Origin of the sequence: Nostoc sp., assembly GCF_036917195.1 — a bacterium.
GTDB lineage: Bacteria > Cyanobacteriota > Cyanobacteriia > Cyanobacteriales > Nostocaceae > Nostoc.
On record NZ_JBALDG010000020.1, the window covers coordinates 182,929 to 196,262 of the forward strand.

At 40.3% G+C, this 13,334-nt stretch carries 12 protein-coding genes and 1 pseudogene; 5 read left to right on the plus strand and 8 right to left on the minus strand.

Features of this window, described 5'->3' with window-relative positions; genetic code table 11:
- Position 1 precedes the first annotated feature (1 nt).
- From ctaD to V7K40_RS06880, 4 genes are all read left to right on the plus strand, one after another.
- Positions 2–1,735 carry a cytochrome c oxidase subunit I gene (gene ctaD / locus V7K40_RS06865; protein ID WP_334957951.1) on the plus strand — a complete coding sequence of 578 codons (1,734 nt, stop codon included), beginning with the start codon at positions 2–4 and terminating at the stop codon, positions 1,733–1,735.
- Positions 1,736–1,848: 113 nt separating this feature from the next.
- A complete protein-coding gene (locus tag V7K40_RS06870; RefSeq protein ID WP_334957953.1) occupies positions 1,849–2,475 on the plus strand; it encodes a heme-copper oxidase subunit III in 627 nt (208 codons plus the stop codon).
- Between the two features lie 1,063 nt (positions 2,476–3,538).
- Positions 3,539–4,792, plus strand: a complete 1,254-nt coding sequence (locus tag V7K40_RS06875) for a serine/threonine-protein kinase (RefSeq protein ID WP_334957955.1) — start codon at positions 3,539–3,541, stop codon at positions 4,790–4,792.
- Positions 4,793–4,936: 144 nt separating this feature from the next.
- On the plus strand, positions 4,937–6,025 hold the full coding sequence (locus V7K40_RS06880) for a substrate-binding domain-containing protein (protein ID WP_334957957.1): 1,089 nt from the start codon (positions 4,937–4,939) through the stop codon (positions 6,023–6,025).
- A gap of 499 nt (positions 6,026–6,524) precedes the next feature.
- On the opposite strand, the gene V7K40_RS06885 is transcribed toward V7K40_RS06880, so the two are convergent.
- From V7K40_RS06885 to V7K40_RS06910, 6 genes and pseudogenes are all read right to left on the minus strand, one after another.
- Entirely contained in the window at positions 6,525–6,860 is a 336-nt protein-coding gene (locus tag V7K40_RS06885; protein WP_334957959.1) for a XisI protein, read from the minus strand.
- Positions 6,848–7,265 (minus strand): annotated as a pseudogene (locus tag V7K40_RS06890) (XisH family protein). Before V7K40_RS06890 ends, V7K40_RS06885 begins: the two are co-directional and overlap by 13 nt.
- A gap of 93 nt (positions 7,266–7,358) precedes the next feature.
- Positions 7,359–9,188, minus strand: a complete 1,830-nt coding sequence (locus V7K40_RS06895; RefSeq protein WP_334957961.1) for a tetratricopeptide repeat protein — start codon at positions 9,186–9,188, stop codon at positions 7,359–7,361.
- On the minus strand, positions 9,178–10,470 hold the full coding sequence (locus V7K40_RS06900; RefSeq protein ID WP_334957964.1) for an ATP-binding protein: 1,293 nt from the start codon (positions 10,468–10,470) through the stop codon (positions 9,178–9,180). Before V7K40_RS06900 ends, V7K40_RS06895 begins: the two co-directional genes overlap by 11 nt.
- Before the next feature lie 602 nt (positions 10,471–11,072).
- Positions 11,073–11,387 (minus strand): hypothetical protein, encoded by a 315-nt coding sequence (locus tag V7K40_RS06905; RefSeq protein WP_334957966.1) that lies wholly within the window; start codon positions 11,385–11,387, stop codon positions 11,073–11,075.
- A gap of 96 nt (positions 11,388–11,483) precedes the next feature.
- Entirely contained in the window at positions 11,484–11,717 is a 234-nt protein-coding gene (locus V7K40_RS06910) for a hypothetical protein (protein ID WP_334957968.1), read from the minus strand.
- A gap of 177 nt (positions 11,718–11,894) precedes the next feature.
- On the opposite strand from V7K40_RS06910, the gene V7K40_RS06915 reads away from it, so the two are divergent.
- The gene (locus V7K40_RS06915; RefSeq protein ID WP_334957970.1) at positions 11,895–12,263 is read left to right on the plus strand and encodes a hypothetical protein; all 369 of its coding nucleotides are present in this window, start codon (positions 11,895–11,897) and stop codon (positions 12,261–12,263) included.
- Between the two features lie 357 nt (positions 12,264–12,620).
- Here the strand turns inward: V7K40_RS06915 and V7K40_RS06920 are convergent, their stop codons facing one another.
- Both V7K40_RS06920 and V7K40_RS06925 read right to left on the minus strand, forming a co-directional pair.
- Positions 12,621–12,767 (minus strand): type II toxin-antitoxin system RelE/ParE family toxin, encoded by a 147-nt coding sequence (locus V7K40_RS06920; protein ID WP_334957972.1) that lies wholly within the window; start codon positions 12,765–12,767, stop codon positions 12,621–12,623.
- Positions 12,755–13,102, minus strand: a complete 348-nt coding sequence (locus V7K40_RS06925; protein ID WP_334957974.1) for a hypothetical protein — start codon at positions 13,100–13,102, stop codon at positions 12,755–12,757. Before V7K40_RS06925 ends, V7K40_RS06920 begins: the two co-directional genes overlap by 13 nt.
- Positions 13,103–13,334 lie beyond the last annotated feature (232 nt).

A 13,334-nucleotide genomic window follows, 5' to 3' on the forward strand; every position in this document is an offset into this window, starting at 1 on the left:
TATGACCCAAGCTCAGTTGCAAGAAACTGCCAATATCCCCGCCCTTCTTGAGGAACCAGGGAGAAAATGGCAAGACTACTTTGGCTTCAACACCGACCATAAGGTGATTGGGATTCAATACCTAGTCACTACGTTCATTTTCTACTGCATTGGTGGCGTGATGGCTGACTTGGTTCGTACAGAACTGCGAACCCCTGAAGTCGATTTTGTCACCCCTGAAGTCTACAACAGCTTATTTACGTTGCACGCCACAATCATGATTTTCTTGTGGATCGTGCCAGCTGGTGCAGGTTTTGCTAACTTCCTCATCCCCTTGATGATTGGGGCCAAGGATATGGCATTCCCGCGCTTGAATGCTGTTGCCTTTTGGATGATTCCCCCTGCGGGTTTATTGTTGATCACTAGTTTAGTGGTAGGCGATGCACCGGATGCGGGTTGGACTTCCTACCCTCCCCTGAGCTTGGTAACAGGTCAAGTAGGTGAGGGAATTTGGATTATGAGCGTCCTCCTACTAGGTACGTCATCGATTTTAGGGGCAATCAATTTCCTCGTCACATTGCTCAGGATGCGTATCCCCGGTATGGGGGTTCACCAAATGCCCTTGTTCTGCTGGGCAATGTTTGCTACCTCGGCACTGACTTTGGTATCTACGCCAGTGTTAGCAGCAGGTCTAATTCTGCTTTCCTTTGACTTAATTGCTGGAACAACATTTTTTAACCCGACTGGCGGTGGTGACCCAGTTGTCTACCAGCATATGTTCTGGTTTTACTCTCACCCAGCGGTATATATCATGATTTTGCCCTTTTTTGGGGCAATTTCAGAAATTATCCCCGTGCATTCTCGCAAACCGATTTTTGGCTATAAAGCGATCGCCTATTCCTCTCTTGCCATTAGCTTTCTGGGGCTAATTGTTTGGGCACACCACATGTTTACCAGCGGTATCCCCGGTTGGTTACGGATGTTCTTTATGATCACCACCATGATCATTGCCGTACCCACAGGAATTAAAATTTTCAGCTGGTTAGCAACCATGTGGGGTGGAAAAATCCAACTCAATAGTGCCATGCTATTCGCAATGGGCTTTGTTGGCACCTTTGTGATTGGTGGTATCAGTGGCGTAATGTTGGCAGCAGTGCCCTTTGACATTCACGTTCACGACACCTATTTTGTAGTTGCACATTTGCACTACGTCTTATTTGGTGGTAGTGTTCTCGGCATTTATGCGGCAATTTACCACTGGTTCCCGAAAATGACGGGACGGATGCTGAACGAATTTTGGGGTAAGGTTCATTTTGCCTTGACAATTGTTGGTCTAAACATGACCTTCTTACCAATGCACAAACTGGGATTAATGGGCATGAACCGCCGCGTCGCTCAGTATGACCCCAAATTTACCTTTATCAACGAAATTTGCACTTATGGCGCTTACATACTAGCAGTTTCGACATTCCCCTTCATCTTCAATGCGATTTGGAGTTGGTTGTACGGAGAGAAAGCTAGTAATAATCCCTGGAGGGCACTTACCTTAGAGTGGATGACAACCTCACCGCCAGCGATCGAGAATTTTGATGAACTCCCAGTATTAGCTACGGGACCCTATGACTATGGTTTGGAAAAGGCTAAAGAAGGTGTACCCTTATCTGATCCCAATCCAGTCTTGTCTGGCGGTCCGAACTCAGTGTTAAGAGCAGAACCCGACCCAGCGGTTGCTGCCAATCCCGAAGACCGGAAATAAAGTTATGAGTTATGAGTTATGAGTTATGACTTTAATAAAGTTGTTAGTTCAAAATTTCTAACTCCCCACTCCTAACTCCCCACTCCCCCTTCTCCTCTAGGCATTAAAAATTCATGCAAAGTCAAACTATTGACCCAGCTAAAACCGAACTAAATCATCACCACGCGGTGGAAGCGTCCGTCGCTCATCACGAAGAACATCCAGACCATCGCCTGTTTGGGCTAATTGTCTTCCTGATTGCTGAAGGGATGATTTTTATGGGGTTGTTCGGAGCCTACTTGGCTTTCCGTGCTACCTTACCTGCATGGCCCCCAGCAGGTACCCCAGAGTTAGAGCTATTGCTACCTGGAGTCAACACCATCAATCTGATTTCTAGTAGTTTTGTCATGCACAATGCTGACACTGCAATCAAAAAGAACGATGCGCGAGGTGCGCGAATCTGGTTAGCAATTACTGCTGCAATGGGTGCTATTTTCTTGGTGGGTCAAGTATATGAATATACCCATTTACAATTTGGTTTAACTACCAATTTATTTGCCAGTGCATTTTACGTTTTGACTGGTTTCCACGGATTGCACGTTACCATCGGCGTTTTGGCAATTGTTGCTGTGTTATGGCGATCGCGCGTTCCGGGTCACTACAGTAACGAAAAGCACTTTGGCATTGAAGCAGCCGAAATCTACTGGCACTTCGTTGACGTGATTTGGATTATTTTGTTCGGATTACTGTATCTACTGTGAGTATTAATTATTAGTTGTTCACTCCACGCTAACAAGTTAATAGGCCCCCATTCGGGGGCTTTTTTTATTAACATAACGCTACCGTTGCCGTTAGCTGCTCTGATGTCACATTGTTTTATCTATCGGCTGGCAGCAAAACCTAAATTAAGACAGTTTCTAAAAGATTAAATATCTCGGAAGTTATCTAAACCGTTATTTATTTACGAAAAATACATTAAAACCAGCTTAGACTTTTCCCACTAAAAGTTTTGCTAAATGTAACTGAGTTATTGTAAGTGATACAGACGCGAGTAAAAAGTGGGAAAAGTCGGAAAAGTTGGATATTTTGAAGAAATTATTGAATAACTAGTTAATATCCTGTAACTTGATATCTCAGTGATTGACAACTAATACTTATTTGCCTTAAAAACCATCACTCGATATTTAGCTCAAGAACTTACCTGCTCTTTTTTAGTTTTGTCGAAATCACGTTGATCTGACGATGCGATCGCGGTTAGTAATGACTAAAATCTGGTAACAAAATTGTGGTAGACACCGGAAGGGATATTTGTAGCTTTAAATTCCACTGTTCAAGGTTTTGTCAGTAATCAGACCCAACAGTTAAAATAAATAAATCCTGGAGTTGAGACTAAATTGGAATTTTAAGGCTACAACCCTTATGTGACAAGGGTTATCGACTTATAATTTCAATCATTAATAAAAATCATTAAAGCCTTTCTGGATAAGGGTTTAGCGGTTTAATGGATAGAATTAGTCTCAACTCCAATAAATAAATCTCCTGGCTCCTGAATGTTGTCTTCGTGTCGCAGTTATAAATACTGTGAACTAGTGTTAAACTTACTTAAGTGATAAAATTTTTAAACTATTCCAGAAAGAAATTTTATATGTAAGATACCTATAAAGGTATTAAATGAACTAATCAAGCGGCAAACTACAAAACTGCTCCAAAGCATAGATTGTATGAAAAGCTCACTGCCTCAAATACCAACAAATCTAGCAGCAGGTATTCATAACCTCACCCAAGCTCTGAATGGTTAGCAAATTAACAAGTAGTAGACACCATATGAGCCAGAACCCTCTAGTCAGAAAAACACTCCGGAGTCGCTTTGAGACTGTCAAACTGCACAAAAGCGGAGGATATGGTAATACTTACTTGTTGGCAAGTGCTAGACGTAACAGACATCAATACTATCTTGCTGGAAAAACACTTCGGAATCGCTTTGAGATTGTCAAACACTTAGGAAGCGGAGGTTCTGGTGATACCTACTTAGCGGTAGACCTGGATTTACCAGGACAACCTTATTGTGTTGTCAAACATTTCCACCCAAAAGATCCCAATCCTGCTGTTCTACCCATCGCTAAAAGTCTATTTGATCGGGAAGCGGAAGTTTTATACCAGCTAGGCAACGCTCATGATCAAATTCCTAGATTGTTTGCCCATTTTAATGAAGATGGAGATTTTTATTTAGTCCAGGAATTTATTGACGGTCATGCCTTGACTCAAGAAATTGTATCAGGTCAGTGTCTTAGCGAGAATGCAGTCTTAAATTTATTAAAAGACATGCTGGAAGTGCTAGCCTTCGTCCACCAACACAATATTATTCACCGGGATATCAAGCCGCAAAATTTAATGCGGCGGCACTCCGATCAGAAGATTGTGCTAATTGACTTTGGGAGTATTAAGAAAATTGGTGCTTTGGGAGCAGGCTTAACAATTGCTGTTGGGACTCCTGGCTATATGCCAAGCGAACAGGCTAAGGGAAAGCCAAAACTTTGCAGCGATATCTATGCAGTAGGGATGATTGCCATTCAAGCTTTGACAGGTTTAATACCTGAGCAACTCCAAGATGATCCTAATACTGGAGAAGTTATCTGGCGCGATAAAGCACAAGTAAGTGATGGTCTTGCAAATATTTTAGATACAATGGTTCGCGATCGCTATAACCAGCGTTACCAGACTGCCGTAGAAGCTTTGCAAGCGCTTAATTCTGATCTGGTGTTGTCACAGTCTTCACAATCTGCTGGCATAAACCAAAATACTGATGATAGCTATTCGCTAACTTATAGAAATTTTATTTTGCTGCTGGGAATAGGGCTTGGTGCTATCACTAGTTTGATAGTATTAGTTTTAATCTATACATTTATTAATACAGGGACATCGCCTCCAAAGCAACCTACTCAATTAAATAATTTTATAGAAAAATTTATTGAGCGACGGTTCACTAACGTTAATCTGAATAGCATCGCAGTCAAATTAGCAGTTAACAGAGGAGTCTATAAAAGCAATTCCCCCATTGCAAAAACTACCAAAAAATAAATTGAATCTCAATACATTAAAAAGAGTGAATTATCTACCAGCACTCATCAAACTGCCTATTAACTGGCTTATTTCAGATTTGCTTTTAACCTAAATATCTATAGATTCCTGTAGGATAAATATAATAAAGAATATTTGAAACTAATGGACAATACAAACCAAAAAAAAGCTTTAATTAACAGTGAAATAGCCCTCTTTCTTAGAGGTTTGATTATTGGTAAAGTGCTGACAGTTATAGTTATTGGGGGACTGCTTTGGTGGTTCCTGAAGCCGAACTTATTGTCCCGCAGCAGCGTTGATTCCTCCAATCAAAGTTCCAACGCCATCTCTAGTAACACCCTTCCTAGTACTGGATCAACTTTTCAGACAGTTGCTAATGTCCCCAATGCCTCATTTAACTATGGAGGCAGTACAGCTTGGGCATCCATTCGGCAATTGGTAGATTCTCAGATCCAAAGCGTTCGCCCTGAACTACAATTGCGCTACGTAGACCCTGTTAATGGTAGCCCTGGTTCTAGCTCGGGCATTCGGATGTTGCTTAATGGGAAACTAGACTTTGCTCAATCTTCCCGTCCTCTTACTGATGAAGAACAAGCTATTGCAAAAGAGCAAGGCTTCACCCTTAAGGAAAGTCCGGTGGGTAAGGATGGGATAGCAGTGGTAGTCAACCCATCACTCAATGTACCTGGTTTAACTGTTGATCAATTGCAGCAGATTTATTTGGGGAAAATTACTAACTGGAATCAAATAGGTGGGCCAAACCTGCCCATCACACCTTTATCTCAACGACCAGAGGACGCAGATACAGTAATATTCTCTAGCAACAGCGACTTGAAGGGGCAAGCATTTGGCTCTAATGTGCAGTATGTCTACTCTACTACAGAGGCAGTGCGCCAACTCAGTAAAACCCCTGGTGGTGTCTATTACGCTTCTGCGCGTTCAGTAGTATTTCAATGTAGTGTGAAGGCTTTGCCATTGGGTAGCACTTCTAGTCAGCTAATTCCCCCCTATCGGGAACCGATGGTGTCGCCTGAGCAATGTCCACGTCGGCGCAACCAGCTAAATACTCAGGCTATCAAAAATGGTAGCTATCCCATTATCGCTAACTTGTCTGTGATTATTAAGCAAAACAAAGGTCGGGAACAGCAGATTGGAAATGCTTATGCCAATCTTTTATTAACTGACCAGGGGCAAAAGGCAATTGAGCAAGCTGGTTTCGTCGGGGTTCGTTAGTACAGCATAATCTAATTGATAATGCTAGGTAGCATTAAACTTGAAATTTACAAAACCCAATTCTGATGGTAAACCTCAGTATACAGCCTACAAGTTGATAGAACTTAGTTAGCGATGCCTGCGGGGGGCTACGCCTACGCAGTTTCCATTACATGATTATTTGGTGCAATCGCACCTTCTACCTAAATATTGCCTCGGTCGGTTGAAGATTTTTGTCCCATTACATGATTATTTGGTGCAATCGCACTTTCTACCACACATCATTCAGTTCCCCAACTTCTCTAAGAAGTCGGGGAGCTATGGGGAAGTATTGGTATCGATTATTTTGGGCGAATATTCATGTATTCATCACTTGAGTTGAAAACACAGGACTTACGTAAAGGTAACGTATTTCCGTCATTGCGAGCGAAGCGAAGCAATCTCGTCAAGACTGGGATTGCTTCGCTTCGCTCGCAATGACCAATTATCGCTGCGTAAGTCCTAAAATATTTGTTCACATTCACTCGACAGCATAGGAGGTAAATTGGCGTTTAAAAGGAGAATGGAACCCAATGACGATATCCGAAGGGGGTACACCTAACTTAACCAATCGTTCTGCAACAGACTCTTCTGTACCGTTATATTGAATCCATATTTTTCCATTTTGAATATCAAAATGTATTACAGGGCCAAATACCCGTTTGTCTCCTTGCCAACCAACATAAGCTAGTTGATAATGGTCATTTTCATTGTCTAAAATTAATTGTGATTTGACAGTATCAGAATTAGATGCAATTTGTTGATGTTCGCTCAATATTTGTTTGATAAGTTGTCGATAGCATTTTATTTTATCCATAGCCGAATCTCCTCGTGTTTTGGGTCGTAAATTATCAACTTAACTTGGAAACGATGAAGGGCGCGTTGGACAAAAGAAAGTTGAAAAAAGTCTTGATATGTTTCGATAGAAACGGCTAGATAAAGCACTCTGTCTGCTTCTTGTTCTTCTAAAGCTTGACAGTAATTGAGATATTGTCCGAGTGCAGTATGAAATTCACTAATATCTGAATCTGCAGTAAAACTCTTAATTTCGACAGCTATTTTCTCTGTATTACGTTCTGCGGCAATGGCTATTTTCAGCCGCTAAATCTATTTGTAGTTTAATTGCTTCACTAATCTGAATTGTAAAAGGGTCGTGAGTAATTATCCATTTATCTTTGATTAATGCTTTTTTTACCTGTTGATGGAAAACATCTTTAGCCATTTTGCTATCTCTAGATTAGAGTCTCAAAATGAAAATATCCAATTTTTTTATTGTATTTTAGCGTTTAGCTTAACCCTAAATAATATTTTTCCTCTATGCAATGTGTTCCCCGAAGGGGTTGTCGTTCGCGCAGCGTGTCGTAGACAAGACATCGCACTCTCCATTATTCTGCATTGCTACGGCAAGTTTTTCTAAATTTTGACGAATATTGAGACTACGAATATGATTGACGCCCCAGACTCGTTCACAAATTTCTAAAGCTTGCAAATAAAGCGGTTTCGCTTCACCATAACGTCCAGTTTCACGATAAATTTCTGCCAAATTATTGAGACTTTCGGCAACATTGGGATGATTTTCTCCTAACAAAAGCTTATCAAGTTCTAAGGCTTTTACACATAAGGGTTCCGCTTCATTGTAACGCCCCTGCTCTCTGTACATATAACCAAGAGCATAGATAGTATCTGCTAAAAGTGGATGCGCCTTTTGCAATAGACGCTGCTTGAGTTCCAATGATTGCAAAAATAAAGATTCGGCTTGATCGTAACGTCCTTGAGCGCGGTATATCAATCCCAAATTGTGCAAATCTGTTGCAACATAAGGATTCTCTTCTCCGAAAAATCGCTTATCTAGTTCTATTGCTTGTTGCGACAACGGTTCAGCTTCACTATAACGTCCTTGATGATAATAAAGTAGCGCTAAATTATTCAGTATATGAGCGAAAGAAAGATGATTTTCGCCAAGCAGACTTTTTTCTAGTTCTAATGATTGTAGATACAGAGGTTCTGCTTCGTCATAACGTCCTTGTTCATCATATAGTAATGCCAAATCGTTGAGACTGGCGGCGACATCAGCATGATTTTCTTTGCACAGGCGTTTCCTCAGTTCCAAAGCTTGTTGATATAGGAGTTCCGCTTTACTATATTGTCCAGTAGATTTATAAAGTCCCGCCAAATTATTCAGGCTAGTAGCAAAAGAAGGATGGTTGTCTCCCAAAAGACGTTTCGTCAGTTCCAAAGCTTGTTGATATAGTGGTTCTGCTTGGTTGTAGCGTCCTGTTGCACGGTATAGTCCTGCTAAATTGTTGAAGCTAGTAGCTAAGTCTATCTGCAAACCTAATTCATTTTGCAATTCACTCGCCTGACGCCAATACTTAATTGCTAATTCCTGTTCTTCTTGATAATTTTGAGATTCACCCCGATCTAATCTGCTGCGATAAATATCACCCAACCTTGAATATAAGGTAGCCAAGCTGGGATCTTTAGTTCCCCGCTCCTGTTCTACTTTCTCAATTAATCCTTGCAAATCTTGGATGGGTAAGAAAAAGGAGTTATCTTGATTAGTATCTGTGCTAGCTAATTCCGTGTCTCTAAAAACAAACCGTATATGTTCTAATTCTTTACCAGGAATAGCATTCGTCTTTTTAGATTCAAACCGGAATACACCATTACGCCAACTCCAAAAGTCAGGGGCTTTTTTAATCAGGTTGACTAAAATTTGGTTAGTTACCCAAAGCACGATCGCAAAAGGAAACTCGCGCAATCCTTCTCTTGTCCACTGTAAGTAACCAAAAAATTTCTCCTGTTCTGATTGCTCTTTTCCCAATCTGAGAAAATAAAGTTGTTCAGCACCCGTCACAGTGATCACCGCCTGGTTACGCTGACGAAGATATTCTTCTTGTTGTACCAGTTGGTTAAGAACAGCTTTGAGGCTAGGTTCCTGACGTGCTAAAGTCACTCGATATGGACGGAAAGCGGGTTGTAGTTCAGCTTCATACTGGGCAATAATTTCATCACGAAAGTTTGCATCATTACAAACTGCAATCAGTAAATTTAATCCCCGTTTTTGAGCTTCAATAGAAACAATTAAATCATCATATGCATCTTGATTTTCTCCCTCGTCCTCTAAGAATTCTTCATTTAACATTAATAGCTCCCTGTCTTTTTAAGCTTTCGATAATAATTGGATGAACATCGTACCAAGTTTCATCAGTGCGATATTCTAGAACATACAACCCATGTAGCAAATCCAAAAACTCTGCTTGTTTGGGGTCATTGGGCATAAATTGTTCATAAACACTCTGCAAAATATCTATATCAGCTTTTCCTAAACGGATGGAAAAATCATTGCGGATTTTATTGATTGCTTGAAGGAGAATTTTATCATTAATGATAACTTCTGCTGATGGATTTCGCCGGATCATCCGCAAACAAATGCGGCAACATTCCTTAGAAATACGAATTAACTCTCGCAATACACCACCACTAGAAATGACAATTTTTTCAGCAGTTTCTGCTGTGATTAATTCACTGGAAATCCGCTTTTGTAAAACTTCACCGAGAATCTTTGTTGCTTCCAGGCGAGGTTGGGCATTAGGGAACCGATTTTTACCTTTCTCAAAGATTTTTAATACAGGCATCGCCACAACCTGGTCGTTAGTTTCAGTGGTAATTATTGTACTGAGAAATGTTTCCCGAAGGACTGCGATCGGGATAGTGTAGATAATTTGAAAGTTAGGTTGGCAGAGAGCTTTAATATTATCTCGATAAATTTCGTTAACTCTTCCTAAGTCAAGTTTATCTAAATCATCAATAATTACTAAAACGTTTTGTTGAGTTGCAGTTTGAATTAGAGCGGCAATTTCATTAATTCTGGCAACTAAATCTGATAATTTACGTTCAAATTCTTGCTTAATTTCATCCCGAACGCTAGCATCAGCTTTTAATTTAGAGCTAATCAATTTTAACAGGTCAAAACCTATACTAGCTTCTGCTTGTAAATTTAATTCTTCAGTGCGAGTGCGGGTAGCAAACCACTTATAAAGAGCTTCTTTAGTTGATTGCGGAATATCAACTTTGCGTGCTTCTGCCTCGGTCATCAAATTAACTGCGATCGCAAACAGGATATTAATATGGTTAACGGCCGACATTTCAATTTTGTCAGCAATAGAGAATAGAACTACAAAATATTTATTTTCAATTTGTCTGCTAAACTCAGCTAACAAAGTGGACTTACCACATCCCCGATGTCCTGTAAAGACAATTTTGCCATCTCCATTCGGACTATCTTCCACTAATTGGTTAAGGTCTGCAATCAAATCATCACCATATTCGACTCTAAATTTTTCCATTTCGTTCCGTTCCATCAACGGAAACAGTTCGAGATTGCTGTATGCTTCTTGAAAGGAGTTTAATAAGTCTTGAGACATCGGATAGTGCTGTAAAGGTGCTAACTATCCATATAATGGCTCATGATTTTTCAAGTAGAAGTTTAGGTAGTGTCTCAGATAGAGTATGCCTACATAACTTCTCAAATTTCGTTAATAAATAACTACTAGGTGAGTGGTATGTTATGTCTTAAAAAGAGATGCCCTAATCCCCAAATTTAAACCTATCAATAAGTAACAGAGGTCAATAATTAATAAGACTGAATGATAGATTATACATTCGATAATTTAAACTGAATGATAGATTATACAGATAACATCCTGAAAGCTACTTAACACATAAATAAAATAAAATTTTCAGTTATAAAAATAAATTTTTAGTGTGCTTCGTCTCATCCCCCTCTAACCGATGCGATGGGTAGCTGTTGTTACTATTGGTTTATTAGGCGGGTATTTCACTTTTGCAAATATACCTAGTACCGTAAGGCGGAAGTCATGCATTCAAAAGTAAAAAGTCAAAAAGCTTAGAAGACTGGCTTTTGAATGATTTGAAATAGTTGCTTTATTTACGCCGTGCTGTTTTACCCCACCCTAACCCTCCCCGATGTATTGGGGAGGGAACTGGATTTCTTGTTTCCCCATCACTAGCTAGAAACGACACCAACAACCCGCCTGCGATCGCCTTGTAAAGGGGAGGGAACTAGATTTATTGTTTCCGACGACACCCATAACCCGCCTGCGATCGCCTTGTAAACGCGAGGGAATTGGATTTCTTTCCCTATCACTAACTGGAAGCGACACCCATAACCCGCCTGCGATCGCCTTGTAAAGGGGAGGGAACTGGATTTATTGTTTCCCCCCAATCCATCGGGCGGATTAAGGGGGGTAATTCGACTTGTGTGTACACCGCGCCCCGAAACGGAGAGAGTCTGGGGGTTAGGTTTGAAAGAAAGTTGCACACGGCGCTAAAAAGCATTATTTTAATTCCACCTTGCGGTAATAGTCGCAACCCCACGGATAAATCCGTGGGGTTGTTCTGTTGAGCTAATTAAGCGTTATGGAATTATTTGAACAACTTTCATCAAACCAGCTTTTGCGACTTCAAAACCAGCTTTTGCGACTTCAAAACCAGCTTTTGCGACTTCAAAACCAGCTTTTGCGACTTCAAAACCAGCTTTCGCGACTTCAAAACCAGCTTTTGCGACTTCAAAACCAGCTTTTGCGACTTCAAAACCAGCTTTTGCGACTTCAAAACCAGCTTTTGCAACTTCAAAACCAGCTTTTCTCAACGAATTTCAGCAAATATACCCGCATCTATCTAGTTGGTTAATGCCATCCAATGCTTTTATAATTCTGTAACTTCACTGTGGCTGCTGCATCTGCTTAGTGCGTATTTTAATGATATATAAATAACTCAGTGTTTAAATTTGGGGTTATTTATAAATTAATCCAAACAGGAAAACTATATGACGCAACGCAAACGAAACTCCATAGCACTGACCAAAGCTGAACGACGGATTGAAGGAATGCAGACAATTAACTCTCAATTAGACTTTAGCAATGGGTTTTCAATTGCTACTTACAACACTAAAGTAATTGAGTTACGAGAAAAGCTAGCCGCTTATAATCAAGCACAAACGATAGTAGATAAGACACACAATGCATTAATAGAAGCAGAACGTGAGTTAAATACTTATACTGAGCAGATGCTGTTGAATGTTGCATCTCGCTATGGCAAAAATAGTGATGAATATGAGATGGCTGGTGGAACGCGCAGGTCAGACCGTAAAAAACCACGTCCAGTAGTAAACCAAACAGTGACATCTGTGAAGTAATTGTTTGTACTCGTCGTTTCTTTAGATAATGGTGCGTTGTCACAAAGGTCAACGCACCATTAAAATTAATATAAAGCTAATCAAACTCTGGCGATCGCTTCAGATTCTCCTTTTTCCAATGTTTGCTTCAAGAGTTGAGCAAGCGGTTACAGTAATTGCTGAGGATGTCGAGAGGGAGCAGGTAGCCTAATCTTCTCAACATGAAAATTAATACTAACGAGGTCGATTCTCTCGCCCATGATAGACGCGTAAAATAACAATATCATCCTCAAGAAGAACGTAGTGAATTATAAAGCCGTATTTACCAAAAGAAAATAAAAGTTTTCGCAAGCCTGCTATTTCATCTGCAATCGCACCTCAACGAGGATTCTGCTCTAGACTTTCGCCTGAAGAAACAATTGCTTGTATTGCGCGTACTGCTGCATCAGGATTATTCAGTTTTATAAAATCATAATGACGATTTAAGTCGTCAATTGCAGTTTCAGTCCAAACTATTTCGGGCATGGACGTTCTTGATCGCTTCCCAAACTGTCAGCCCATTCACGCACGCGATCATGGGCTATTCCTGAACCTGTGGAACGGTAAGCTTCGAGAGCAGATTGGCTCTGTTGAACCATTTGGACTTCAGTAAGAGGTTGAAAATTTAATTCTGTGTCTATCTCACCGGATTCAAATGATTCTTCTGGAGTTTGAGTAAGTTGATTTGTTAGTAACTGCTCAAAATCTTCTAAGGAAGTGGATGAATCAGTCAGCCATGTTAAGACGAGAGTTTTCACCTGTTCTCCAGGTAACGTTTTAAGCTGCTCTAAAATTTGCTGTCTAATACTGCTTGTTGTCATAAGCTTTTAATTTTGTTGTAGCTCTGAATATAAATACGATATTTTTCACGAGCATATTTAATTTTAACCTGGACTAGATATTGGTATTAGCCAGATTTTAGGATTTTAATTAATGCCGCGATGTCTATAATGTGTTACCTTACGCACCAATGATAATGGATGTGGTGGGTGCGATCGCAAATGGACTAAGGATGTTGTCAAACTCGTTGAGTATTGTGATGGGTAATGTTGG

Coding starts and splice junctions, on each gene's coding strand:
- ctaD (WP_334957951.1), top strand. CDS start 2: ATGACCCAAGCTCAGTTGCAAGAAACTGCCAATATCCCCGCCCTTCTT.
- V7K40_RS06870 (WP_334957953.1), top strand. CDS start 1,849: ATGCAAAGTCAAACTATTGACCCAGCTAAAACCGAACTAAATCATCAC.
- V7K40_RS06875 (WP_334957955.1), top strand. CDS start 3,539: ATGAGCCAGAACCCTCTAGTCAGAAAAACACTCCGGAGTCGCTTTGAG.
- V7K40_RS06880 (WP_334957957.1), top strand. CDS start 4,937: ATGGACAATACAAACCAAAAAAAAGCTTTAATTAACAGTGAAATAGCC.
- V7K40_RS06885 (WP_334957959.1), bottom strand. CDS start 6,860: ATGGATAAAATAAAATGCTATCGACAACTTATCAAACAAATATTGAGC.
- V7K40_RS06895 (WP_334957961.1), bottom strand. CDS start 9,188: ATGTTAAATGAAGAATTCTTAGAGGACGAGGGAGAAAATCAAGATGCA.
- V7K40_RS06900 (WP_334957964.1), bottom strand. CDS start 10,470: ATGTCTCAAGACTTATTAAACTCCTTTCAAGAAGCATACAGCAATCTC.
- V7K40_RS06915 (WP_334957970.1), top strand. CDS start 11,895: ATGACGCAACGCAAACGAAACTCCATAGCACTGACCAAAGCTGAACGA.
- V7K40_RS06920 (WP_334957972.1), bottom strand. CDS start 12,767: ATGCCCGAAATAGTTTGGACTGAAACTGCAATTGACGACTTAAATCGT.
- V7K40_RS06925 (WP_334957974.1), bottom strand. CDS start 13,102: ATGACAACAAGCAGTATTAGACAGCAAATTTTAGAGCAGCTTAAAACG.